Annotated in this window: 20 protein-coding genes; 14 read left to right on the top strand and 6 right to left on the bottom strand. The window is 65.2% G+C overall.

Going from position 1 to position 23130, the window contains the following annotated elements:
* The first annotated feature begins 182 nt into the window (after positions 1 to 182).
* The 6 genes from AC2T4A_RS25115 (at position 183) to AC2T4A_RS25140 (ending at position 7370) form a co-directional block, all read left to right on the top strand.
* Entirely contained in the window at positions 183 to 1100 is a 918-nt protein-coding gene (locus tag AC2T4A_RS25115) for an urea transporter (protein ID WP_486742058.1), read from the top strand.
* Positions 1101 to 1133: 33 nt separating this feature from the next.
* A complete protein-coding gene (gene dapF / locus AC2T4A_RS25120; protein ID WP_486742059.1) occupies positions 1134 to 1970 on the top strand; it encodes a diaminopimelate epimerase in 837 nt (278 codons plus the stop codon).
* Between the two features lie 203 nt (positions 1971 to 2173).
* The gene (gene sstT, locus AC2T4A_RS25125; RefSeq protein WP_416749952.1) at positions 2174 to 3418 is read left to right on the top strand and encodes a serine/threonine transporter SstT; all 1245 of its coding nucleotides are present in this window, start codon (positions 2174 to 2176) and stop codon (positions 3416 to 3418) included.
* Between the two features lie 76 nt (positions 3419 to 3494).
* Complete coding sequence (locus tag AC2T4A_RS25130; protein ID WP_416749954.1) at positions 3495 to 4340, top strand: ion transporter; 846 nt, start codon at positions 3495 to 3497, stop codon at positions 4338 to 4340.
* A gap of 148 nt (positions 4341 to 4488) precedes the next feature.
* The gene (locus AC2T4A_RS25135; protein ID WP_478379474.1) at positions 4489 to 6144 is read left to right on the top strand and encodes a mucoidy inhibitor MuiA family protein; all 1656 of its coding nucleotides are present in this window, start codon (positions 4489 to 4491) and stop codon (positions 6142 to 6144) included.
* A gap of 227 nt (positions 6145 to 6371) precedes the next feature.
* Positions 6372 to 7370 carry a sulfate ABC transporter substrate-binding protein gene (locus AC2T4A_RS25140; protein WP_401086974.1) on the top strand — a complete coding sequence of 333 codons (999 nt, stop codon included), beginning with the start codon at positions 6372 to 6374 and terminating at the stop codon, positions 7368 to 7370.
* Between the two features lie 271 nt (positions 7371 to 7641).
* Here AC2T4A_RS25140 and AC2T4A_RS25145 read toward each other — a convergent pair whose 3' ends face one another.
* Both AC2T4A_RS25145 and AC2T4A_RS25150 read right to left on the bottom strand, forming a co-directional pair.
* Positions 7642 to 8745 carry a DmpA family aminopeptidase gene (locus AC2T4A_RS25145; RefSeq protein WP_486742060.1) on the bottom strand — a complete coding sequence of 368 codons (1104 nt, stop codon included), beginning with the start codon at positions 8743 to 8745 and terminating at the stop codon, positions 7642 to 7644.
* A 158-nt stretch (positions 8746 to 8903) separates the two neighbouring features.
* Complete coding sequence (locus tag AC2T4A_RS25150; RefSeq protein ID WP_416749958.1) at positions 8904 to 10268, bottom strand: APC family permease; 1365 nt, start codon at positions 10266 to 10268, stop codon at positions 8904 to 8906.
* Between the two features lie 212 nt (positions 10269 to 10480).
* On the opposite strand from AC2T4A_RS25150, the gene AC2T4A_RS25155 reads away from it, so the two are divergent.
* From AC2T4A_RS25155 to AC2T4A_RS25165, 3 genes are all read left to right on the top strand, one after another.
* Positions 10481 to 11284: a helix-turn-helix transcriptional regulator gene (locus tag AC2T4A_RS25155; protein ID WP_478379472.1), complete on the top strand. Its 804-nt coding sequence runs from the start codon at positions 10481 to 10483 to the stop codon at positions 11282 to 11284.
* Between the two features lie 155 nt (positions 11285 to 11439).
* Positions 11440 to 12024: an HD domain-containing protein gene (locus AC2T4A_RS25160; RefSeq protein WP_236201195.1), complete on the top strand. Its 585-nt coding sequence runs from the start codon at positions 11440 to 11442 to the stop codon at positions 12022 to 12024.
* 141 nt (positions 12025 to 12165) lie between these two features.
* Positions 12166 to 13557, top strand: a complete 1392-nt coding sequence (locus tag AC2T4A_RS25165) for an adenylate/guanylate cyclase domain-containing protein (protein WP_478379470.1) — start codon at positions 12166 to 12168, stop codon at positions 13555 to 13557.
* Positions 13558 to 13911: 354 nt separating this feature from the next.
* Here the strand turns inward: AC2T4A_RS25165 and AC2T4A_RS25170 are convergent, their stop codons facing one another.
* A complete protein-coding gene (locus AC2T4A_RS25170) occupies positions 13912 to 15213 on the bottom strand; it encodes a dicarboxylate/amino acid:cation symporter (RefSeq protein WP_138526068.1) in 1302 nt (433 codons plus the stop codon).
* 364 nt (positions 15214 to 15577) lie between these two features.
* Between AC2T4A_RS25170 and AC2T4A_RS25175 the strand changes: the two genes are divergently transcribed.
* Positions 15578 to 16579, top strand: a complete 1002-nt coding sequence (locus AC2T4A_RS25175) for an AraC family transcriptional regulator (protein WP_478379469.1) — start codon at positions 15578 to 15580, stop codon at positions 16577 to 16579.
* A gap of 191 nt (positions 16580 to 16770) precedes the next feature.
* On the opposite strand, the gene AC2T4A_RS25180 is transcribed toward AC2T4A_RS25175, so the two are convergent.
* Genes AC2T4A_RS25180 through AC2T4A_RS25190 form a run of 3 tightly spaced genes read right to left on the bottom strand, consistent with a single transcriptional unit; the run spans position 16771 to position 19456 of the window.
* Complete coding sequence (locus AC2T4A_RS25180) at positions 16771 to 18114, bottom strand: ATP-binding protein (protein ID WP_416749966.1); 1344 nt, start codon at positions 18112 to 18114, stop codon at positions 16771 to 16773.
* Positions 18111 to 18788 (bottom strand): response regulator, encoded by a 678-nt coding sequence (locus AC2T4A_RS25185; protein ID WP_416749968.1) that lies wholly within the window; start codon positions 18786 to 18788, stop codon positions 18111 to 18113. The genes AC2T4A_RS25180 and AC2T4A_RS25185 overlap by 4 nt, the downstream gene beginning before the upstream one ends.
* 56 nt (positions 18789 to 18844) lie before the next feature.
* Complete coding sequence (locus AC2T4A_RS25190; RefSeq protein WP_486742061.1) at positions 18845 to 19456, bottom strand: hypothetical protein; 612 nt, start codon at positions 19454 to 19456, stop codon at positions 18845 to 18847.
* 197 nt (positions 19457 to 19653) lie between these two features.
* Here AC2T4A_RS25190 and napE point away from each other — a divergent pair, with 197 nt between their 5' ends.
* The 4 genes from napE to napA are packed head-to-tail and all read left to right on the top strand — an operon-like array spanning position 19654 to position 23124.
* Positions 19654 to 19821, top strand: a complete 168-nt coding sequence (gene napE / locus AC2T4A_RS25195) for a periplasmic nitrate reductase, NapE protein (protein WP_169940580.1) — start codon at positions 19654 to 19656, stop codon at positions 19819 to 19821.
* A gap of 9 nt (positions 19822 to 19830) precedes the next feature.
* Positions 19831 to 20313 (top strand): ferredoxin-type protein NapF, encoded by a 483-nt coding sequence (gene napF, locus AC2T4A_RS25200; protein ID WP_486742062.1) that lies wholly within the window; start codon positions 19831 to 19833, stop codon positions 20311 to 20313.
* A gap of 7 nt (positions 20314 to 20320) precedes the next feature.
* Positions 20321 to 20623: a chaperone NapD gene (locus tag AC2T4A_RS25205; RefSeq protein ID WP_478379493.1), complete on the top strand. Its 303-nt coding sequence runs from the start codon at positions 20321 to 20323 to the stop codon at positions 20621 to 20623.
* Positions 20620 to 23124 (top strand): nitrate reductase catalytic subunit NapA, encoded by a 2505-nt coding sequence (gene napA, locus AC2T4A_RS25210; protein ID WP_478379466.1) that lies wholly within the window; start codon positions 20620 to 20622, stop codon positions 23122 to 23124. The genes AC2T4A_RS25205 and napA overlap by 4 nt, the downstream gene beginning before the upstream one ends.
* Positions 23125 to 23130 lie beyond the last annotated feature (6 nt).

Here is a 23130-nt window from a genome sequence, read left to right on the forward strand (position 1 = left end):
CCATGGAACTTTGAGGCTGTTGGCGGTGATCCCGCCGGCAGCCTCTTTTCTTTTTCCAACCCCGTGGCGCGGCCCCGTATGGCGGCGTCACAGAATGCTCACGCACTGCTCGTCGATGGGGCCTCGATGCCCCACACCTACCGAAGCGCTGCGGAGCCCCATTCAACCTGCCCTGTACCCACATGCACCTGAATCCTCGCTCCTGGAAACATCAGCTCCGCACCCGGCTGATCGGCTTCGGCCAGATCTACCTGCAGGCGGACGCCCGCTTCGGCCTGATCCTGCTGCTGACCATCGGCTGGTCCGCTCCGCAACTGCTGCCTGGCGCGCTGCTGGGCGCCCTGCTCGGCCCGCTCACCGCACGTTTCGTTCGCGAGCCGCAGGCAGACATCGACGCAGGCCTGCACGACTACAACCCGATCCTCATCGGTCTGCTACTGCCCTTCATGTTCCAGTGGTCGCTGGGCCTGGTGATGCTGAGCATCGCCGCCATCCTCACCAGCGTTGCGGTGCAGGCCGTGCTGCTGCGCCAGTCGCACCGGCGCTTCGGCCTGCCCGCGTACACCTCGGCCTTCGTGCTGCTGGGCTGGGTGTCGGTGGCGCTGGGCAAGGCACTCGGTTTCGCGCCGGCCAACAGCCTTGCCTGCCTGTCCTGTGGCGCGGCCAATCCGCTGCTGGATTCGACCACACTGGGCTTCGGCGAAGTGATCTTCCTTGGCGAACCGCTCGCCGGCCTGACCATCGCCCTCGGCCTGCTGCTGGCGGATCGCCGCGCGGCGCTCTGGGCACTGATCGGCGCAGCAGGTGCACTGTTCATCGCTCCGCTGTTCGACCTGCCCGCCTCCTCCGCCCAGGCTGGCCTGCTCGGGTTGAATGGTGCGCTGGCCGGCATCGCCCTGTCGCTGCGCTTCCGCAGCCCGCTGGCTCCGCTGTGCGGCATCCTCCTGGCGGTACTGCTGCAACCCTGCTTCGCGCTGGTCGGGCTGCCCGCGTTCACCGCCCCCTTCATCCTGGCCTGCTGGCTGGTGATCCTCGGCCAGCGCGCCCTGGAATCGCTGCTGCAGGCTCCACGGGGAGAAAACAGCGGGCCGCGTGTATAGTCGAGAGCCCTCTAGCGGCGACGGATCGCACCGATGAACTTCGTGAAATACCAGGCCCTGGGTAACGACTACCTGGTCTACGCAGACGACGCGCCGCTCGCCCTCACGGCAGCGCAGATCAACCGAGTCTGCGACCGCCACCACGGCATCGGCTCCGACGGCATCCTGCTGGCGAACCACAGCGACGCCGCCTTTGGCCTGCGCATCCTCAATCCCGACGGCTCCGAGGCGGAGAAAAGCGGCAACGGCCTGCGCATCTTCTCCCGCTACCTGTGGGACTGCGGGCTGGTTGCCGGGCGACCGTTCGACATCGTCACCGCCGGCGGCATCGTCACCAGCCAGGTATCCGACGAGGGCCGCACCGTGGAGGTGTCCATGGGCCGCGCCGAATTCGCCTGCGCGAAGATTCCGGTACTGATCGACACCGCCGAGGCCCTGGGCTATCCCCTGGAAGTCGACGGCGTGGCACTGAAGATCAACGCCGTCTCCATGGGCAATCCGCACTGCGTGGTGTTCGTCGAACACACCAGTCGCGAGCTGGCCTGCCGCCTCGGCCCGCTGCTGGAAAACCATCCGCTGTTCCCCCGGCGCACCAACGTGCAGTTCGTCCAATGGTTGTCCCGCGACGCCCTGCGCGTGGAAATCTGGGAGCGCGGTGCCGGCTACACCTTGTCGTCCGGCACCAGCAGCTGCGCGGCGGCCTCGGTGGCACGACGGCTTGGCCTGTGCGACGAGCACATCGACCTGCAATTGGCCGGCGGCCACCTGCATATTCGCGTCGACGATGACTTCCAAGTCACCATGCGCGGCGCCGTACAGCGGGTCGGGGCGGTCGACCTGGACCCGGAAACCTTCGCCGACCTCGGCTGAATCCCCGCTATTCCCGCCGCGACCGGCATGGATCAATGCCAGTCCGCGTGCGGCCGTCCAGACTGCAACCTGACACCTGCCGAAGCAGAACCTGACCGATCACTCGACGGGTAACCGCGCATTTCCCGGCATCAGACGGCATAATCCGCGCCCTTTCGTACCCGGCCGCCGGGGCGATCCCACTTCCAGCAGCGAAAGACGTCATGACGCTCCCCACTCCCACCCTGCTGCAGCGACTCAAAGGCACCAGCCTGGTCCTGCGGATATTCATCGGCATGCTCTGCGGCATCGCCCTGGCCCTGCTCTGGCCGCAAGGCGCAGCGGCGGTCAGCCTGCTCGGCAAGCTGTTCATCTCCGCCCTGAAGGCCGTGGCCCCGGTGCTCGTCCTGGTATTGGTGATGGCCTCCATCGCCAACCACAAGCAAGGCCAGCGCACGCACATCCGGCCGATCCTGATGCTCTACCTGATCGGCACCTTCTCGGCAGCGGTGATTGCCGTGATCGCCAGCTTCACCTTCCCCTCCACACTGGTATTGAGCGCTCCGACCAGCGAGCTGGCACCGCCCGGCGGCATCGGCGAAGTCCTGCGCTCGTTGCTGTTCAGCGTCACCACCAACCCGGTGAAGGCACTGCTGGAGGCGGACTTCATCGCCATCCTTGCCTGGGCCATCGGCCTGGGGATCGCCCTGCGCCATGCGCGCCAGAGCACCCGCGACCTGCTCGATGACCTGGCAGGCGGCGTGACCCTGATCGTCCGCGTGGTGATCGCCTTCGCCCCGCTGGGCATCTTCGGCCTGGTGGCCGGCACCATCGCCGAGTCCGGCTTCGACGCCCTGCTCGGCTACCTGCACCTGCTGGCCGTGCTGCTGGGCTGCATGCTGTTCGTGGCACTGGTGGTCAACCCGCTGATCGTCTTCGCCAAGATCCGCCGCAATCCGTACCCGCTGGTACTGATGTGCCTGCGCGAAAGCGGCATCACCGCCTTCTTCACCCGCAGCTCGGCGGCCAACATCCCGGTCAACCTGCAGCTCTGCGAACGCCTGGGCCTGCACGAGGACACCTACTCGGTATCGATCCCGCTGGGGGCTACCATCAACATGGCCGGCGCGGCGATCACCATCAGCGTGCTGACCCTGGCAGCGGTGCACACCCTGGGCATCGCCGTCGACCTGCCCACCGCCATTCTGCTCAGCGTGGTCGCCTCGGTCTGCGCCTGCGGCGCATCCGGCGTGGCCGGTGGCTCGCTGTTGCTGATCCCGCTGGCCTGCGGCCTGTTCGGTATTTCCAGCGAAGTGGCGATGCAGGTCGTGGCGGTCGGTTTCATCATCGGCATCCTCCAGGACTCGGCGGAGACCGCGCTGAACTCCTCCACCGACGTGCTGTTCACCGCGGCGGCGTGCATCGCCGAAGGTGACGTGGACGAGCAGCAGGCGACAGAGCGCGCCTGATCCTCCCGGCGGGGCGGCACCGGCCGCCCTGCCGCATCTCGGCTAAGGTGACTGAACCCGTACCGCGGATTCCTCCATGGCCGATCCCCAAAGCTGGCGCCAGCGCCTCTACGTCATCATCTTCCAGTCCGACACGGTCGCCGGCCGGCGCTTCGACAGCGCGCTGCTGATCGTCATCCTCGCCAGCCTACTGGTGGTGATCCTCGACAGCGTGGACGAGATCAGCAACGCCTACGGCGGCCTGCTCAGCGACATCGAGTGGGTAATCAACGGCCTGTTCCTGATCGAGTACCTGCTGCGCCTGTACTGCTCGCCCAAGCCCCTGCGCTACGCCCTGAGCTTCTACGGTCTGGTGGACCTGCTGGCGGTGCTGCCGGGGGTGATCGCCATCTTCTACCCCAACGCCCAGTACCTGCTGGTGATCCGCATCGTGCGGGTGCTGCGCATCTTCCGCATCCTCAAGCTGCGCCAGTACCTGCGCCAGGCCGACTTCCTGCTCACCGCCCTGCGCGGCAGCCGGCAGAAGATCACCGTGTTCTTCGTCTCGGTGATGAGCCTGGTGACGGTGTTCGGCTCACTGATGTACGTGGTCGAAGGCCCAGAACACGGTTTCACCAGCATCCCCCGCGGCATCTACTGGGCCATCGTCACGCTGACCACCGTGGGCTTCGGCGATATCACTCCGAAGACGCCGCTGGGCCAGGCGATCGCCAGCCTGGTGATGCTCACCGGCTACTCGATCATTGCGGTGCCCACCGGCATCTTCAGCGCCGAACTGCACAACGCGATGCGCCAGGAGCCCGCGCCGGGCTTGGCAAAGCCTTGCCCCGCCTGCGCCAAGGCCAGCCACGAGGCCGGAGCGGCGTTCTGTTCGCGCTGCGGCAACCCACTGTTCCCACGGGCAGACAACGCTCAAAGCTGAACCGCGGATAACCGTTCGTCGCCCATGGCCATCTGACTTCAGCCGCGTTCAACCCGATTTTCTCGCCCCCTTCGTCACAAGCGGCATGGACGGACGCCATGGTGGCGTTCCGCAGTGTCGGTCGCCTACCAGGCCCCGAGGTGAGCACATGCCCTTTCGACTCCACCCACTGATTCTCGCCATGGCCGGCGCACTGGCCAGCACCTCGCTGCTGGCCGCGCCGCAGGTGGCCGACAGCCGCATCAGCGCGGTCACGGTCTACACCGACCGCGCCATCGTCACCCGCACCGCCACCCTTCAACTGCCGGCTGGGCAACACGAGATCGCCCTGGAACAGTTGCCCCTGCGCATCGACGACAACAGCCTGCAGGCCTCGCTCAGCGCCAGCGCCGCCGCGACCCTGCTCGACGTCAGCAGCGCGCCGCAGGTCTCGCCGCCCTCCGAGGACAATCGCCTGCAACAGCTGGACACGCAGTTGCGCGACCTCGAGCGACAGGAGCGCGAGATCAGCGACCGTGGCAGCGTGCTGGAAAACCAGAAACAGTTCCTCGCCGACATCCAGGCCAGCAGCACCAAGCCGGGCAAGAACCAGGCACTGCCAAGCATTGACGAACTGAAGAACCTGCTGCAGATGAGCGAGGGCAACCTTGGGCGCATCCTCGACGAACAGCGCAAGCTCGACCAGCAGAGCGAGGAACTGCAACAGCGCAAGCAGGAGCTGGAGAGCCAGCGCAGCCATCTGGCCGGAGACGGCACCCACTACAAGCGCGCGATCCTTCGCGTGGCGCTGGAGAAGCCGGCACAAGTCCAGTTGCAGCTCAGCTACACACTGTACGACGCCTCCTGGCGCCCGGCCTATGACGCCCGCCTGCGCGACGGCGAGGACAAGATCGAGATGACCTACCAGGGCATCGTCCGGCAGAGCAGCGGCGAGGACTGGACCGACGTCGACCTCACCCTGTCCACCGCCCGCCCCAACCTGGGCAGCAACGTGCCGGCGCTCTCGCCGTGGTTCGTCGACACCTTCGACCCGCGCACGGTGATGGCCGCTAGACCCGCCCCGGCGCCAGCTGCACCGATGATGGCCCTGGAGGCGAAGAAGGCCCAGCGCTTCGCCGCCGACGAAATGGCCGTGGCCGGCTCGCTGGAAGAGATGCCCGTCGCCGTCGCTGAAGTCAGCGGTGCCACCACCAGCGCTTCCTTCCATATCCCGACCCGCGCCACGCTGAACAGCGACGGCAGCTCGCAGAAGGTCGCCATCGCCCAGTTCAAGCTGCCGGCAACCTTCCGCTACCTGGCCACACCGTCGCTGCGTGAAGCCGCCTACCTGCAGGCCGACACCCGCAATGCCAGCGACTATCCGCTGCTGCCCGGCACCCTCAACACCTACCTGGGCAACACCTTCGTCGCCAGCGGCCAGTTGCGCGCGGTGATGCCGGGCGAGACCTTCGAGCTGGCCCTGGGCGGCGACGAGGCCATGTCGATCAAGCGCAAGCTGGTCAATCGCTTCACCGACTACACCGGCCTCACCGGCGGCCGCAAGCGCGTCACCTACGAGTTCCGCATCGACGCCCAGAACAACCACAAGACCGAGCAGCGCTTGCAGTTCAAGGACCAGTTGCCGATCTCGCGCAATGAGCAGATCAAGGTGACGCTGCTGGAGCCCGAAGGCCAGTCCGTCGCCCGCGAGGACGACGGCAAGCTGCTGTGGGACTGGCAGCTGAAGCCGGGCGAGAAACGCAGCACGACCTTCAAGTTCAGTGTCGAGTATCCGAAGGAGCTGGAAGTCAGCGGACTGGACTGAGGCCACAGGGGCAGTCATTGCCCGGCAAGCCTGCTAGGCTGCCGGGCAATCGCCATTTCGCAGGCACATGAAACCCAGCGACAGAATTGAAAGCAGCATGCGGGAGAAGATCGCCAGGGGATTGCGAGCCCTGCTCCCCGCATAAGCAAATAGCCTTTAAGTATTTAAGTGGCATATAACCTGTCGGCATAATCGACACCCAACAACACTGCCAAAAGGAACTGCTCGTGAAACGTCTGTTCAGCGCCTCGCTGCTGGCCGCCGGCCTCGCCCTGGCCTCCGCCGCCCAGGCCGCCCAGCCCCTGCTCAACGTCTCCTACGACGTGATGCGCGACTTCTACAAGGACTACAACGCCGCCTTTCAGAAACACTGGCAGGCCGAGAAAGGCGAGAAGATCACCATCCAGATGTCCCATGGCGGTTCCAGCAAACAGGCCCGTGCGGTGATCGATGGCCTGCCGGCCGACGTCATCACCATGAACCAGGCCACCGACATCGATGCCCTGGCTGACAATGGCGGCCTGGTGCCGAAGGACTGGGCCACCCGCCTGCCGAACAACAGCGCGCCGTTCACCTCCGCCACCGTGTTCATCGTGCGCAAGGGCAACCCCAAGGGCCTGAAGGACTGGAACGACCTGGTGAAACCGGGCGTGCAGGTCGTGGTGCCGAACCCGAAGACCTCGGGCAACGGCCGCTACACCTACCTCTCCGCCTGGGGCTACGCGCAGAAGCATGGCGCCGATGAAGCCAAGGCCAAGGAATTCGTCGCCCAGCTGTTCAAGAACGTTCCGGTGCTGGATACCGGCGGCCGCGCGGCGACCACCACCTTCATGCAGAACCAGATCGGCGACGTGCTGGTGACCTTTGAGAACGAAGCCGAGATGATCGCTCGCGAGTTCGGCCGTGGCGGCTTCGAAGTGGTGTACCCGAGCGTCTCCGCCGAAGCCGAGCCGCCGGTGGCAGTGGTCGACAAGGTTGTCGACAAGAAAGGCACCCGCGCTGAAGCCGAGGCCTACCTGAAGTACCTGTGGTCCGACGAAGGCCAGACCATCGCCGCCAACAACTACCTGCGCCCGCGCAACCCGGAAGTGCTGGCCAAGTTCTCCGACCGTTTCCCGAAGGTGGACTTCTTCTCCGTGGTGAAGACCTTCGGCGACTGGCGCACCGTGCAGAAGACCCACTTCGCCGACGGTGGCGTGTTCGACCAGATCTACACCCCGAACTGATTGGGGATCATGCCGCCGATGGTGAGAATGGCGTAGGAGCGAACTCGTCCCTATGGGATCCGGCGCAATGCGGACCTATCGCGGACAACGTCCGCTCCTACACAAACGAAGAAGCCGGAGCTGCCCAGCAGCTCCGGCTTTTTTCATGGCACGGCATCAACTTGTAGGAGCGAGCTTGCTCGCGAACCCGCCCAGCTCCTGAGCCGCCGGAAAATCCGTTCGCGAGCAAGCTCGCTCCTACAGGGGATACCCAGCCACCGAGCACCGCTGGTTAGCGCTTACCCTTCCAGCCCACCTCGCGCAGAGCCGCCAGCAACCGCTCCCCACTCAGCGCCGGCACCAACACGCCGTCGTCGGTGCGCATGTCCTTCCCGGCCAGCAGCACGTTGACGATGGCCTCCTCCACCGCCTCGGCGGCGGCTGCGAACAACGGCGAGATATGGTCGTTGTTGACCATTTCCAACGGCGTGGCGAAGGGCAGGTTCTTGCGCCCGTAATCCGCCGGCGGCAGGTCGCGGTTGCCGGTGGCGAAGGCAAGGAAGATGTCGCCGCTGGAGTCATCGGTGCCGCCCCCCGTACGGGCGATCCCCAGCGAAGCGCGTTGCGCCAGGCGCTGACACTGGTGCGGCAGCAGCGGCGCATCGGTGGCGAGGATCACCACGATCGAGCCCATGCCGGGCGTGCCCTGCTCAGCGAAGGGCGACGGCAGATCGCCCAGGTGGCGGCCGACCGGATAGCCATCCACCCGCAACTCGCGGCGCTGTCCATGGTTGGCCTGCACTAGCGCACCCACCGTCCAGCCGCCCTGCTCCGCCGGCAGCTTGCGCGAGGAGGTACCGATGCCGCCCTTGAACTCATGGCAGATCATCCCTGTGCCGCCCCCCACCGGACCTTCCCGTACCGGGCCGGCCTCGGCCGCGGCCAACGCCTCGCGCACCTGTTCGGCGCCGACGTGCTGGCCCCAGATGTCGTTGAGCAGGCCGTCGTAGGTTTCCATCACCACTGGCATGCACCAGTAGATGGAAGGGTCCGCCAACTCGGCATGCTCGGCGGCGATCAGCGCATCGCGCACCACCCCCACGCTGTGGGTGTTGGTGATGGCGATGGGGGTGGTCAGCAGCCCCGCCTCGCGAATCCACTCCAGCCCCGTGGCGTCGCCGTTGCCGTTGAGCACATGGCAGCCGGCGAAGCAGGGTTGCCGGCGCGCGGCCCCCTCGCGCGGCTGGACCACCGTGACCCCGGTGCGTACGGCGCGGCCTTCGCGCTCCCCGATCAGGGTGCTATGGCCGACGCGGATGCCGGGCACATCGGTGATGGCGTTGAACTCGCCGGGCGTGCCCAGGCCGAGGGTGATGCCGAGTTGACGAGCGCGCATGCTGTCTCCTTATAAACGGGCCTGTTCAAGGTCTCGCCGAGCGCAGTTCAGGCAAGGCAAAAGCAGGCAAAAAAAAGCGCAGTTTACGAATGGTAAATGAGCATTTTGAGCCTGTTTCTAACGCAGCATGGACAAGCGCAGGCAGACATTGGACAGGCTCAGAGCTTCTGAAAGGCCGGGCTGAGCTTGCCGTAGGTGCTGTAGAGAATCACCGACACGGCCAGTATCCCGACAATGATCATGACGTCCCGCGAAGAGGCGTCCAGTAGCAGGTTGAGCAACAGATAGCCGGCGCCGACCACCGCCAGCATCGCCGGCAACGGCCACAGCGGCATGCGGTACGGGTGCTCGCGGTCGCGGCGCAGCACACGGCTGAACAGCGCGCAGAGCGCCACCACCAGGTAGACCATCACCAGCAGCAGCACGGTGAAGGAAGTCAGGTCCGCCAGGTTCGAGCTGAAGCTCAGCGCCGCCGAAGGCACGCCGAGGAACAGCGTGGCGATCCATGGCGACTCCCAGCGCGGGTGGATGCGGGTGAAGGCGCGGTTCATCAGCGGCGTCCACAGCTCGTCGCGGCCGCTGCTGAAAATCACCCGGCCGACCTGGATGACGATGGCGACGATGGCGTTGAATACCGAGAGGAAGATGCCGGCGCTGACCAGGCGCGACAGCGTCGCGTTGCCATGGGCGGTGAGCAGGTAGCCGACCGGATCGGGGCTGGCGATCATGTCCTGCAGCGAAGGCGCGCCCAGCAGCAGTGCGGTCAGCGGGACGATCTCGATCGCCACCACCAGCACCAGCGACCAGATCACCGCGCGGTGCACGTTGCGCCCGCCGCACTTCATGTCCTCGGCCAGCAGCACCGCACCGCCGAAACCGTTGTAGGAGAACAGCGCAGTGCCCACGGCGCCGATCACCAGCGCCCAGGGCGCGGCGGCCAGTATCCCGCCGTCGATGTGCTGTGGCTGCACCAGTACGCTCATCGGCTGGCTGACATGGCCGAAGCCGAGCACCACGATCACCAGCAGCGCCGCCACTTCACAGAGCAGGAACACGCCGGTGATCCAGGCGTTCACGCGGATATTGAGGATGCCCAGCACGTAGCTGGCGGCGACTATCACCAGGGCGACGGTCTGGGTATCGAAGTTCGTCCCCAGGGCGTTGTTGAGGTAGGTCGCCGCCCCCGTCGCCAGTACCGGCGGGATGAACAGCAACGAGACCAGCACCGTAAGGAAGGTGGCGTAACCGGCGAGGCCGCCGAACACGCGCTTGGCGTAGACGTACTCGCCGCCGGCGGAGCTGTGCGCGCGGCCGAGTTCGGCGTAGCACCAGGCGAACATCAGGGCCAGGAAACCGGCGAAGACGAAGGCCAGGAAGGCGCCGCTGCCGGCCTGCTGGATGGCGAACGGAGCGATGACAAAGACGGAGCTGGCGGGGGTAACCGCCGAGACGGTGATGGCGACTACGTCGAGCACGCCCAGGCTGGGCTTGAGCGCGCTCGCTGGCGCAGGGGAAGCGCTCATATCGTTGTTTCCTCGTGTTGTTATTGGTGGCTGAGGCAGGAACGAAGACCTTGTCACGCCCTCTGTGCGGGGCGCTGCGTGGGGTGCAGTCTGGGCATGGCGAGAGGGGCGGCCAATCACCATTTGGGGTTACGCCCTCTTGACGGAGCCCAGGTAAAAGGAGGAAACCGTGGGCCCTATCCTCGCCGCACCGTTCCGGAGATATCCCGCCGATGCACACCCTGTTCCGAGAAGTCGGCATGCACGCCAACCTCGGCCGCGCCATCGAGCAGATCGGCCAGCCGCGCTTCTGGAAGCAACTGGTCCTGCTACTGCACCAGTGGCTGCCCTTCGATAACGCCCTGGCGATGTTTTACCCAGCCAGCGGCACTCCGGTGGCGCTGGAGGAATACGATGCCGAGCCCACCGCGGGCCCGGCGGCGATGGCCATCTACCTCGACGGACTGTTCCAGCTCGATCCGTTCTACCAGGCCTGCCGCGAGGGCGTGCCCAGCGGGCTTTACCGGCTGGAGGAAATATCCCCGGACCAGTTCCGCCAGAGCGAGTACTACCTCAGCTACTTCCACGACAACGTGCTGGAGGACGAGGTGCAGTTCATTCTCCAGTTGCCCGGCCAGGGTGCGCTGTCGCTGTCACTGGGCATGCGCCGGCTGTTCGATGGCGAGCAGACCGGCCTGCTGGCGATGCTCTGCCCCTGGGTGCTGGCGCTGATGCAGCAGCATTGGCAGCAACGCAGCCAGCGCCTGCTGCCAGGTACCAGCGATGGCGTGGCGGTGCAGGTGCGCGACGCCCTGAGTCACTTCGGCGCCGGCGTGCTGTCCGAGCGCGAGCTGGAGATCGCCCGGCTGATCCTGCGGGGTTACTCCTCCAAGGCCATGGCCGAGCGCCTGGCAATCTCGCCGGAAACCATCAAGGTCCACCGCCGCCATCTGTACAACAAGCTCGACATCAGCTCGCAGCCGGAGCTGTTCTCGCTGTTCCTGCAATCGCTGGGGCACGACCCGGAAAACCCCTGAGCGCGCCCGGAACATCGGCCGCCATCGGCGCGGCTGATGCCGCGCCATTCGCGCGCGCCGGGACACCCCGCTGGCGCTGCACGGACACTACCGCCCACGCCCTGCGCTTCTAGACTGGTGCAGTCCCCCTCCAACAATCACAAGAGGACAGCCCGATGAACGCACGCGCCAACTTCACCCACATGGAAGACGGCAGCGCCGAGGACTGGGCGATCATCGCCAAGGACTTCGGCCAGTACGCCGCGCTTCTGCCCGACCGGATCATGACCCACCTGCGCCTGCTCGACGGCGACTTCGGCGGCTTCCCGGTGGACCGCCTGACCCACTCGCTGCAGACCGCCACCCTGGCTCACCGCGACGGCCGTGACGAGGAATATGTGGTCTGCGCCCTGCTCCACGACATCGGCGACACCCTTGGCTCGTTCAACCACGCCGACATCGCCGCGGCCATCCTCAAGCCGTTCGTCAGCGAGGAGAACCTGTGGATGATCGAGAAGCACGCGATCTTCCAGGGCTACTACTTCTTCCATCACCTGGGCCTGGACCGGCACCTGCGCGAGCAGTTCAAGGACCACCCGCAGTTCGAGCAGACCATCGAATTCTGCGCACGCTACGACGCCGCCGCCTTCGATCCGGACGGTGAAGTGCTGCCCCTGGAGTTCTTCGAACCCATGCTGCGCCGGGTCTTCGCCCAGCCCCGCCGCTCGATCTACCAGAAGCCCGACGGCACCATGGCCTGACGGTCCCGAGGCGACCGGCGGTCCGCGACGAAGAGTGGCGAACCGCCGCTGGCCCGGGGGCTGCGCATGGAATAAGATTCCTCCCAAAATCAGACGCGCAAATGGCCACGAGCCTACGCGCACCAGGGAAGTTTCTTGCGCATGAAGCCTAACGTTCTCGAGCGCCCCAGCAGTCCGCTCACCCCCGCCCCTCTGCGCGAATACCATTCCCGCGTGCTGGCTTATATTGCCGTCGCCGCGACCATCACTGCCGGCACCTTCGCCAAGTACTTCGGCTACGACATCCTCTGGATGATTCCGTACGCCCTGCTCTACCCGCACCTGGCCCAGCAGATCAGCCGCCGCTTCAAGCGCGACAACCCGCAACGCACCCGCCTGGTGCTGCTGTTCATCGACGCCCTGCACGCCGGCATCGCCACCACGCTGCTGGGCTTCTCCGAAGTGCCCAGCCTGATGCTGGTGCTGATCCTCGCGTTCTCCGCACTGATCATCGGCGGCCTGCGCTCCCTGGGCCTGGCGCTGCTGGTGGCGCTGAGCGCCGCGGTACTCAGCGCCGCGCTGATCGCCCCGGCCTACAAGGGCCAGACGCCGAGCATCGTCGCCCTGGTCAGCGTGCTGTTCTCCACCCTGTACATCTGCATCACCGCCTTCTTCGTGCACCAGCAGGGCCTGCGCCTGGCCCAGGCCCGCTCGGACATCACCCTGGAGCAGGAAAAGGCCGCGCGCCTGGCCAGCAACCTGGCCAAGTACCTGTCGCCGCAGGTGTGGGAATCGATCTTCAGCGGCAAGCGCACAGTGCGCCTGGAAACCCAGCGCAAGAAGCTCACGGTGTTCTTCTCCGACATCAAGGGCTTCACCGAGCTGTCCGAGGAGCTGGAAGCCGAAGCCCTCACCGACATGCTCAACAACTACCTCAACGAGATGTCGAAGATCGCCCTGAAGTACGGCGGCACCATCGACAAGTTCGTCGGCGACTGCGTGATGGTGTTCTTCGGCGACCCGGCCACCCAGGGCGCCAAGAAGGACGCCGTAGCCGCCGTGTCCATGGCGGTCGCCATGCGCAAGCACATGAAGGTCATGCGCCAGCAGTGGCGCGCCCAGGGCATCACCAAGCCGCTGGAAGTGCGCATGGGCCTGAACACCGGCTACTGCACCGTGGGCAACTTCGGCGCCGACACGCGCATGGACTACACCATCATCGGCCGCGAAGTGAACCTCGCCAGCCGCCTGGAAAGCGCCGCCGAGGCCGGCGAGATCCTCATCAGCCACGAGACCTACTCGCTGGTGAAGGACGTTTTGATGTGCCGCGACAAGGGGCAGATCGCCGTGAAGGGCTTCAGCAAGCCGGTACAGATCTACCAGGTGGTCGACTTCCGCCGCGACCTGGGCTCCAACCCCAGTTTCGTCGAGCACGAGGTACCGGGCTTCTCCATGTACCTGGACACCAACAACGTGCAGAACTACGACAAGGAACGGGTCATCCAGGCGCTGCAGCAGGCGGCGGAGAAGCTCAAGGACAAGATCATCCTCTGAGCCGTTTCCGCTTCGTCAGCGCTCGCCGCTGCGTGCGCTTTTCTCGTTGATGCACACCCTCCTCGCTGACACCCGGCCAATCGCGGACAGAGTCCGCTCCTACGCGCGCCGACGACTCCTCTGCAAACCCCAGCATCCTCTGCGCGCGGCCAAGGTACAGCTGTAGGAGCGAGCTTGCTCGCGAACCCACCCAGCTCCAGAGCCGTCGGGAAACCGTTCGCGAGCAAGCTCGCTCCTACAAAAACACGCGACGATGCCAAGCACCCGCCCATAAAAAAGCCCGCTCAATTGAGCGGGCTGGAAAGGCTCCGGTGCTTCACGTTCACCGGGCCGAATTGCTCGTTGAAAAGCGCGTCAGGAAGGCTGCAGCTCAGCAGAGTTGCCCGGGCCAGCGGCCAGCTCGGCGGACAGGGTCTTCTCGTCCAGCTGCTTGCACCACTTGGCGACCACGATGGTGGCCACGCCGTTGCCAACCAGGTTGGTCAGGGCGCGGGCCTCGGACATGAAGCGGTCGATACCCAGGATCAGCGCCAGGCCGGCAACCGGCAGGTGGCCCACGGCGGACAGGGTGGCAGCCAGCACGATGAAGCCCGAACCGGTGACGCCAGCAGCGCCCTTGGAGGCGATCAGCAGCACCACCAGCAGGGTCAGCTGGTGGGTGATGTCCATCGGAGTGTCGGTGGCCTGAGCGATGAACACAGCGGCCATGGTCAGGTAGATCGAGGTGCCGTCCAGGTTGAACGAGTAGCCGGTCGGGATCACCAGGCCGACCACGCTCTTGTCGGCGCCCAGCTTCTCCATCTTGGCGATCATGCGCGGCAGGGCCGATTCGGAGGACGAGGTGCCCAGCACGATCAGCAGTTCTTCGCGGATGTAGGAGATGAAGCGCAGGATGCTGAAGCCGTGGGCGCGGGCGATACCACCCAGCACGATCAGCACGAACAGCAGGCAGGTGATGTAGAAGCACAGCATCAGTTGGCCCAGCTGCACCAGCGAGCCGAGACCGTACGCGCCGATGGTGAAGGCCATGGCGCCGAAGGCGCCGATGGGAGCGACCTTCATGATCACGTTGATGATGTTGAACATCACGTGGGTAATGCGATCGATGAACTCGAACACCGGCTTGCCGTAGTCACCCAGGCGGTGCAGCGCGTAGCCGAACAGCACGGAGAAGAACAGCACCTGCAGGATGTCACCGTTGGCGAAGGCGCCTACCACGGTGCTCGGGATGACGTTCATGAAGAAGTCGATGGTGCTCTGCTTCTCGCCCGAAGCGATGAAGCCGGTGAGCGCCGCGTTCTTGTTCATTTCAGCGGTCAGCGTGGCGACGTCGGCGTGCATGCCGGCGCCCGGCTGGACGACGTTGACCACGACCAGGCCGATGATCAGCGCAACGGTGGAAACGATTTCGAAGTACAGCAGCGCCATGCCGCCCGTCTTGCCCACGGCCTTCATGCTCTGCATGCCGGCGATGCCAGTGACCACGGTGCAGAAGATGATCGGCGCGATGGCCATCTTGATCAGTTTGACGAAGCCATCGCCCAGCGGCTTCATCAGTTTGGCGGTGTCGGGGTAGAAGTGGCCGAGTGCGATACCGATGGCGATGGCGATCAGTACCTGCACGTACAGGCTTTTATAGAAGGGTTGCTTGGTCATGGCAGCTCTGTCCTCACGGGCGAGTGCTCCGACGGGGGAACACAAGACCGAACGCGTTATCTCCCTGCAATGGGAGAATTTGTTTTCAGGGCATGCCAGACGGCAGGCCTTGATCGCATATGGCAAGTGCTGTGCCAGACCTTTAAAAAAACTGTAATCCCTTTAAATTCAGCTACTTCCGTAAAAAGTCGCGGCACCGAAGGTTCGAAAAATGGCGGAAACCCGCCTTTACCCTGGCGGGTTTCCCGCCCTCTGGCGGGTACCCGCCACGGCCTTCGTACCGTAGATTGTAGAACTCCGATCAGGTTCGATCGGGTTTACCGCGCGGCTCCTGGACGCCCGGCCATAACAACAAGGACCGCACATGCGAGAACGCACTATTGCCAGCCACTTCGTCCGCGCCGCCATCCACGGAGCGCAACGCAAAGGGCTGAACATCCAGGCGCTGCTGCGCGACGCCGGCATCGCCCCAGCCATCCTCGAAGAGCCCCGTGCGCGGATCGACCCCGAGCAGTTCAGCCGCCTGATGCAGACGCTCTGGGAAGCGCTGGACGACGAGTACATGGGCTTCGGCAGCCTGCCGAGCAAGCGCGGCACCTTCGCCATGATGTGCAACGCGATCATCCACTGCCGCACGCTGGAGAAGGCCCTGGGCCGGGGCTCGCTGTTCTACGGCCTGTTTCCCGAGGCGCCGCGGATCGAACTGGTGCGCGACGGCGACCGCGCCCGGCTGACCCTGGACGAGACCCACTTGCGCGACCCGGACCACTTCCTCACCGAGAGCCTGCTGCTGATCTGGCACCGCCTGGCCAGTTGGCTGATCGGCCAGCGCATCCGCCTGGAGGAAGCCACCTTCAGCTACCCGGCGCCCGAGCACCAGGCCGAGTACGACCTGCTGTTCCCCTGCCCTCGCCGCTTCGCCGCCGGCAGCACCAGCCTGTTGTTGCAGGCACGCTACCTGGACATGCCGCTGCTGCAGGACGAGCGCACGCTCAAGCACTTCCTCAAGAACTCACCCGCCGACCTGCTCGCCCGCCCCGATGGCGGCGACAGCCTGACCAGCCAGATTCGCCGCCTGCTCGGCCGCGACTGCCGTAGCTGGCCGGACCTGGAACAGGTTGCCGCGCAATTGCACATGAGCCCGCAGACCCTGCGTCGCCATCTGCGGGAAGAAGGGCCGAACTTCCAGGAGCTGAAGGACCAGCTGCGCCGCGACCTGGCGATCTACTACCTGGGCCGCGAAGAACTCTCGATTCAGGACATCGCCGACCAGCTCGGCTTCTCCGAGCCTTCGGCCTTCCATAGAGCCTTCAAGAAGTGGACAGGACTGACGCCCGGAGCGTATCGGGCGCAGCAGGGGGAGTGAGACGAAGGCACAGCCTCCGTCTGAAGGAACGCGTCATGAGCGCATGCGACGGGCATGGCGAGCTCCTTGCATCGGGCTGCGGTGCGGTGAGTGTTCGCGAGCAAGCTCGCTCCTACAGGGATCAACCCGTGCCCGATTCGCCTTTTGCAGGAGCGAGCTTGCTCGCGAACTTGATCCCCGACGACTCGCGATCAGCCCGGCAGGCGAATCCGGAAACACGCCCCGCCCAGCGCGGAATCCTCCAGCGCCAGCTCGCCGTCGTAGCTGTCGATGATGTCCTTGACCACCGCCGTGCCGATACCCTGGCCGGGGTGCTGGGTGTCCAGGCGCTCGCCGCGCTTGAGGATGCGCTCGCGCTGGCTGGCGGGAACGCCGGGACCGTCGTCCTCGATGATCAGCTCGAACATCCGGCCGTTCTTGCGCGCACTGACCTTCACCGTGGTCAGGCATAGGCGGTAGGCGTTCTCCAGCAGGTTGCCGAGCATTTCCAGCAGAGCGCCTTTTTCCAGCGGCAGGGCCAAGCCTGGCGGGATGTCGCGTTCCAGCTTCACGCGCTTGTCGTGGTAGACCTTGTCCAGCGCGCCGGCGATGGTATCCAGCAGCGGGTCGAGGGCCGCGCGGTGACGGATCAGGCCGCTCTTGCGCATCGACGCCCGCTGCAACTGATAGCCGATCTGTTGGCTCATGCGCTCGATCTGGGTCTGCAGCACCTGCACCTGGTCGCGGTTCTTCGGCTCGTCGGCGAGGGTTTCGCTGACGCCCTGCAACACCGCCAGCGGCGTCTTCAGGCTGTGGGCCAAGTCGCCCAGGGAGTTGCGGTAGCGCTCGCGCTGGGCGCGCTCGCTGTCCAGCAGGCGGTTCACCGAGTCGGTCAGGCGCAGCATCTCGGCGGGGTGATCGTCGCTCAGCCGCTCGCGGTCACCGGTCTCGATCTGGTCCAGTTCCGAGCGCAGCCCGCGCATGGAGCGGAAGCCCCAGCCCAGGCCGAGCCAGAGCAGCCCCAACAGCAACAACAGCGCTCCGCCGAGCCACAGGTAGAGTTGGTCACGGAAGCCACTGACCAGTTCGCGGAACTCGCTTTCCGGCTGCATGGTGACGATGCTGTAGGCCGCGCGCTTGCCGCCGAGCAGGTCGATCTCCACGTCGTAGACGAAGAACTCCTGGCCGGTGGCATCGCGTATGCGGGTGAACTCGTCGATCATGCCGTCGTACTTGGGCGAGTAATCGACGCTTTCGTCCTGGGCCGACGTGGAGCGCCACACCAGCTTGCCGGACTGGTCATAGATGAAGCCGAGCAACTTCGATTCGGGGAGGTTGAAATCCTCCACGGGCAGGTGGTCGGGCATGCTCAGGACATTGCCTTCGATGCGTGCCGAGGACACCAGGGTTGCCACGTCCGCCGCCAGGCGCTGCTGGATGGCGTTCTCCAGGGCGATGCTGAACGCACGCTGGAGCGCCGGCAGCAGCGCTGCCATGAACAGCACGGCGAGAATCGCCGCCCCGATCATCAGCCGCAGACGCAGCGAGCGGATCATTTACACAGCTCGTTGAAGATGTAGCCCTGGCCACGCACGGTATCGATGGGTTTGAAGCCCGCAGCGGTCTCCAGCTTGCGGCGCAGGCGGCCGACCAGCACCTCGATGACGTTCGGGTCGCGCTCGTCATCGTCCGGATAAAGCTGCTCGATCAGGCGCTCCTTGGCCACCACCTGCTGGTGATGCCGCATGAGGTATTCGAGGATGCGGTACTCGAAGGCTGTCAGTTGCAGTGATTCGCCGTTGACCAGCGCCTGCTTGCGGTTGATGTCCAGCACCAGCGGGCCGGCCTCGATGCTCGACTGGGCGAAGCCGCTGGAACGGCGCAGCAGGGCGTTCAGGCGCGCTTCCAGCTCTTCGAACTGGAAGGGTTTGACCACGTAGTCGTCGGCACCGGCGGCGAGGCCTTCGACCTTGTCCTGCCAGTTGCCACGAGCGGTGAGGATGAGAATGGGGAAGGTCTTGCCCTGGCTGCGGAATTCGCGGATCAGGTCCAGGCCGCTCATGCCGGGCAGGCCAAGGTCGATCATCGCCAGGTCGTGATGGTATTCGCTGGCGCGGTACAGCGCCTCTTCGGCGTTGGCGACGGCATCGACCACATGGCCTTGCTCGCCGAGCCGGGTATACAGGTGATGGCGCAACAGCGCCTCGTCTTCCACCACCAGCAGTTTCATGCGCGTGCTCCCTGAGTCAGGCAACCGGGCCACGCGGGGCCCGGTTGCGGTACCGGTCAGAACTTGTAGTTGGCGCCCAGGTAGAACTGGGAGCTGCTGTGCAGGTCAAGGGATCCCACCTTGCTGCCACCGTGCGGGCTCATCTCGGTACTCGCGTTGGTACGCAGGTAACGGTAGCCGCCTTCCACGGATGCGTTCTTGCCGAGTTCCTGGAGGATACCGGCTTGGGCGCCAAGGGCGTAACCCACATCGCTGTCGCGGCTGTAGCCCTTGGAGTCCTGCTCCAGCTTGACCAACCCGGCGGTGCCGCCGCCGAACAGCTTGGTGCCCTGGTCGCCCAACGGCAGGAAGGCGTCGTAGCTACCGAGCAGGTTCTGCTGGCGCAGTTTCAGGCCGTTCTCGGTGTCGGAGACATTTTCATAGGTGATGTAGTAGCGGCCCTGATCCATCTGCTGGCCGGCGCGCACGCCCCAGGTGCCGCTGTTGTTGATCACGCTGTCGAATTTCGGGTTGCCCAGGTTGCGGTTCAGCGCATCGGATTTCTGGATGTTGTTGCTGGTTTCGCCCCAGGTCATACCGACGAAGGTGTCGGCGGCATTGGCGGCGGTAGCGGCGACGCTGGCACCGAGGATGGCGCTGGCGAGGGCGATTTTCTTCATGGCTTTCATTGGGATTCTCCCGTCAGAGGTCAGTAATGTGTTGACGGGGAAAAGGTTACGAGGCGGGCTCTGAACGGAACCTGTCAGAGCGCTGAACCATCGCTGAACGAAAGCGCTGTATGAAAAAAGAATACCGTATGCGGGATTTTGCCCACACTCGGAGCAGGGACTAGGCTGATTCCAGTCGTTGGCGGGAGGCTGACCAAATGACTGAAGAGACCGGACCCGGCACGGATAAAGGCAAGGAAACCCGGCTGTTCCTGTTCCTCGTGATCTGCCTGTTCCCTCTGCTCTCCGTGGCCATCGTCGGTGGCTACGGCTTTATCGTGTGGATGTACCAACTGGTGGTGGGGCCGCCCGGCCCCCCGTCCTAGGGGGTCGTGATGCTCGCCCGACGCGCCCTGCTGCGGCGCCTGGGCGGTGCGCCTGAAGTACGTCGCCCGCCATGGACTGCCACCGCCAGCGAATTCCTCGAAGGCTGCACGCGCTGCAATGCCTGCATCGACGCTTGCCCGGAGCACGTGTTGCGTATCGGCGATGGCGGCTATCCGCAGCTGGACTTCTCCGACAACGGTTGCAGCCTGTGCGGCGACTGCGCAGGCGTCTGTGAAGCCGAGGTGTTCGACCTGAGCCGCGAGGCCTTTGCCTGGCGCGCGCAGATCGATGACCACTGCCTGGCCCGCGCCGGCATCCATTGCCGCAGCTGCGACGACACCTGTGAACCACGCGCGATCCGCTTCCGCCCACAGCTGGGCGGCCCGTCCCTGCCCACTCTCGATCCGAACCTGTGCACCGGCTGCGGCGCCTGTGTTTCGCCCTGCCCCGGCAACGCCATCCACCTGAACCGTGAGGCCCACCATGCCTGAGACCCAGATGCCAGAGAGCATCCAGATCGCCAGCCTGATCGTGCATACGCGCCCCGAGCTGCTTGAGGCGGTGAAGGCCAACCTGCTGCGCCTGCCGAACCTGGAAGTCCATCAACAGAGCACCCAGGGCAAGCTGGTCGTGGTGCTCGAAGCCGAGCATGAGGCGAGCATTCTCGACAACCTCAATGCCATCCAGAACCTGCCCGGCGTCCTCAATGCCGTGCTGATCTACCACGAGATCGTCGAATCGCCGGAATACCCGCAGATTGACCCCGAACCCGCGCTCGCCCAGGCCGGAGGTGCCCGATGAACCTGACTCGCCGCCAGTTCGCCAAGGCCAATGCCGCCGCTATCGCCGCGGCCGCCGCCGGACTGCCGATCCTGAGCTCCGCCAGCAACCTGGTCACCGAGGCGGACATGACCCGCCTGGACTGGAACAAGGCGCCCTGCCGTTTTTGCGGCACCGGTTGCAGCGTGATGGTCGCCACCCGCGACAACAAGGTGGTCGCCACCCACGGCGACATCAAGGCCGAGGTCAACCGCGGGATCAACTGCGTGAAGGGCTACTTCCTGTCCAAGATCATGTACGGCAGTGACCGCCTGACCCGACCGCTGCTGCGCATGAAGGACGGCAAGTTCGACAAGCAGGGCGAGTTCCAGCCCATCAGCTGGGACGCCGCCTTCGACATCATGGCCGAGAAGTTCAAGGCCGCGCTCAAGGCCAAGGGCCCGACCTCCGTGGGCATGTTCGGCTCCGGGCAATGGACGGTCTGGGAAGGCTACGCCGCCAACAAGCTGTTCAAGGCCGGCCTGCGCAGCAACAACATCGACCCCAACGCGCGGCACTGCATGGCCTCGGCGGTGATGGGCTTCATGCGCAGCTTCGGCATGGACGAGCCCATGGGCTGCTATGACGACATCGAGGCCACGGATACCTTCGTGCTCTGGGGTTCGAACATGGCCGAGATGCACCCGGTGCTCTGGTCGCGGGTCACCGACCGCCGACTGAGCGCAGGGCAGGTCAAGGTCGCCGTGCTGTCCACCTTCGAGCACCGCAGCTTCGACCTGGCGGACATACCGATGGTGTTCAAGCCGCAGACCGACCTCTACATCCTCAACTACATCGCCAACCACATCATCGAAAGCGGCGCGGTGAACCGCGACTTCGTCGACAAGCACACCCGCTTCGCCCACGGCGCCGAGGACATCGGCTACGGCCTGCGGCCGGACAATCCGCTGGAGAAGCAGGCGAAGAACGCGGACAAGGCCAATACCTGGACCGACATCGACTTCGAGCAGTTCGCCGCCTTCGTCAAACCCTATACGCTGGAGCGCACGGCCAAGGAAAGCGGCGTCCCGGCCGAGCGCCTGAAGGCCCTGGCCGAGCTGTACGCCGATCCGAAGCGCAAGGTGGTGTCGTTCTGGACCATGGGCTTCAACCAGCACACCCGCGGGGTCTGGGCGAACAACCTGATCTACAACATCCACCTGCTCACCGGGAAGATCAGCGAGCCGGGCAACAGCCCCTTCTCGCTCACCGGCCAACCCTCGGCCTGCGGCACCGCGCGCGAAGTCGGCACTTTCGCCCACCGCCTGCCGGCAGACCTGGTGGTGACCAACCCGAAACACCGCGAGACCGCCGAGAAAATCTGGAAAGTACCCGCCGGTACCATCCAGGAAAAGATCGGTTTCCACGCCGTGCAGCAAAGCCGGATGCTCAAGGACGGCGTGCTCAACGTCTACTGGACCCAGGTCTGCAACAACATGCATGCCGGGCCGAACATCATGCAGGAAGTGCTGCCGGGCTGGCGCAACCCGGAGAACTTCGTGATCGTCTCCGACGTCTACCCGACCGTTTCGGCGCAGGCCGCGGACCTGATTCTGCCCAGCGCCATGTGGGTGGAAAAGGAAGGCGCCTTCGGCAACGCCGAGCGCCGCACGCAGTTCTGGCACCAGTTGGTGAAGGCGCCGGGCGAGGCGAAATCCGACCTCTGGCAACTGGTGGAATTCTCCAAGCGCTTTACGACCGACGAGGTCTGGCCCGCCGAATTGCTGGCCAAGGCGCCGCAACTCAAGGGAAAGACGCTTTACGAGGTGCTGTACAAGAACGGTCAGGTCGACGCATACGAGAACGACGAGATCGCCAAGGGCTTCGAGAACGACGAGGCCAAGGCCTTCGGCTTCTACATCCAGAAGGGCCTGTTCGAGGAGTACGCCAGCTTTGGCCGCGGTCACGGCCATGACCTCGCGCCCTTCGACGCGTATCACGAAGCCCGCGGGCTGCGCTGGCCGGTGGTGAACGGCAAGGAGACCCTCTGGCGCTACCGCGAGGGCCACGACCCCTACGTCACCGCCGGCAGTGGCGTGCAGTTCTACGGCTACCCGGACAAGAAGGCGATCATCTTTGCCCTGCCCTACGAGCCGCCGGCCGAAGCTCCGGACAAGGAATATCCCTTCTGGCTCTCCACCGGCCGCGTGCTCGAGCACTGGCACACCGGCTCCATGACCCAGCGCGTGCCGGAGCTCTACAAGGCCGTGCCGGATGCCGTGGTGTACATGCACCCCGACGACGCGCGCGACCTGAAGGTGCGCCGGGGCAGCGAGGTGAAGGTGATCAGCCGGCGCGGCGAGATTCGTGCGCGCATCGAGACACGCGGCCGCAACAAGCCGCCGCAGGGCCTCGTGTTCGTGCCCTTCTTCGACGCCAACAAGCTGATCAACAAGGTCACGCTGGACGCCACCGACCCGATCTCCAAGCAGACCGACTACAAGAAATGCGCGGTGCGCATCGAACTGGTCAGCCTGGCCTGAGGAACG

This window comes from Pseudomonas sp. PVC-3-1, assembly GCF_057444315.1.

Excerpts from the sequence above, each read along its gene's own strand:
- AC2T4A_RS25190 (WP_486742061.1), bottom strand. The coding sequence starts at position 19,456 with ATGAAAGCCATGAAGAAAATCGCCCTCGCCAGCGCCATCCTCGGTGCC.
- AC2T4A_RS25185 (WP_416749968.1), bottom strand. The coding sequence starts at position 18,788 with ATGAAACTGCTGGTGGTGGAAGACGAGGCGCTGTTGCGCCATCACCTG.
- napA (WP_478379466.1), top strand. The coding sequence starts at position 20,620 with ATGAACCTGACTCGCCGCCAGTTCGCCAAGGCCAATGCCGCCGCTATC.
- AC2T4A_RS25160 (WP_236201195.1), top strand. The coding sequence starts at position 11,440 with ATGAACGCACGCGCCAACTTCACCCACATGGAAGACGGCAGCGCCGAG.
- napF (WP_486742062.1), top strand. The coding sequence starts at position 19,831 with ATGCTCGCCCGACGCGCCCTGCTGCGGCGCCTGGGCGGTGCGCCTGAA.
- sstT (WP_416749952.1), top strand. The coding sequence starts at position 2,174 with ATGACGCTCCCCACTCCCACCCTGCTGCAGCGACTCAAAGGCACCAGC.
- AC2T4A_RS25145 (WP_486742060.1), bottom strand. The coding sequence starts at position 8,745 with ATGCGCGCTCGTCAACTCGGCATCACCCTCGGCCTGGGCACGCCCGGC.
- AC2T4A_RS25150 (WP_416749958.1), bottom strand. The coding sequence starts at position 10,268 with ATGAGCGCTTCCCCTGCGCCAGCGAGCGCGCTCAAGCCCAGCCTGGGC.
- AC2T4A_RS25165 (WP_478379470.1), top strand. The coding sequence starts at position 12,166 with ATGAAGCCTAACGTTCTCGAGCGCCCCAGCAGTCCGCTCACCCCCGCC.
- AC2T4A_RS25205 (WP_478379493.1), top strand. The coding sequence starts at position 20,321 with ATGCCAGAGAGCATCCAGATCGCCAGCCTGATCGTGCATACGCGCCCC.
- AC2T4A_RS25135 (WP_478379474.1), top strand. The coding sequence starts at position 4,489 with ATGCCCTTTCGACTCCACCCACTGATTCTCGCCATGGCCGGCGCACTG.
- dapF (WP_486742059.1), top strand. The coding sequence starts at position 1,134 with ATGAACTTCGTGAAATACCAGGCCCTGGGTAACGACTACCTGGTCTAC.
- AC2T4A_RS25155 (WP_478379472.1), top strand. The coding sequence starts at position 10,481 with ATGCACACCCTGTTCCGAGAAGTCGGCATGCACGCCAACCTCGGCCGC.
- AC2T4A_RS25115 (WP_486742058.1), top strand. The coding sequence starts at position 183 with ATGCACCTGAATCCTCGCTCCTGGAAACATCAGCTCCGCACCCGGCTG.
- napE (WP_169940580.1), top strand. The coding sequence starts at position 19,654 with ATGACTGAAGAGACCGGACCCGGCACGGATAAAGGCAAGGAAACCCGG.
- AC2T4A_RS25130 (WP_416749954.1), top strand. The coding sequence starts at position 3,495 with ATGGCCGATCCCCAAAGCTGGCGCCAGCGCCTCTACGTCATCATCTTC.
- AC2T4A_RS25170 (WP_138526068.1), bottom strand. The coding sequence starts at position 15,213 with ATGACCAAGCAACCCTTCTATAAAAGCCTGTACGTGCAGGTACTGATC.
- AC2T4A_RS25180 (WP_416749966.1), bottom strand. The coding sequence starts at position 18,114 with ATGATCCGCTCGCTGCGTCTGCGGCTGATGATCGGGGCGGCGATTCTC.
- AC2T4A_RS25175 (WP_478379469.1), top strand. The coding sequence starts at position 15,578 with ATGCGAGAACGCACTATTGCCAGCCACTTCGTCCGCGCCGCCATCCAC.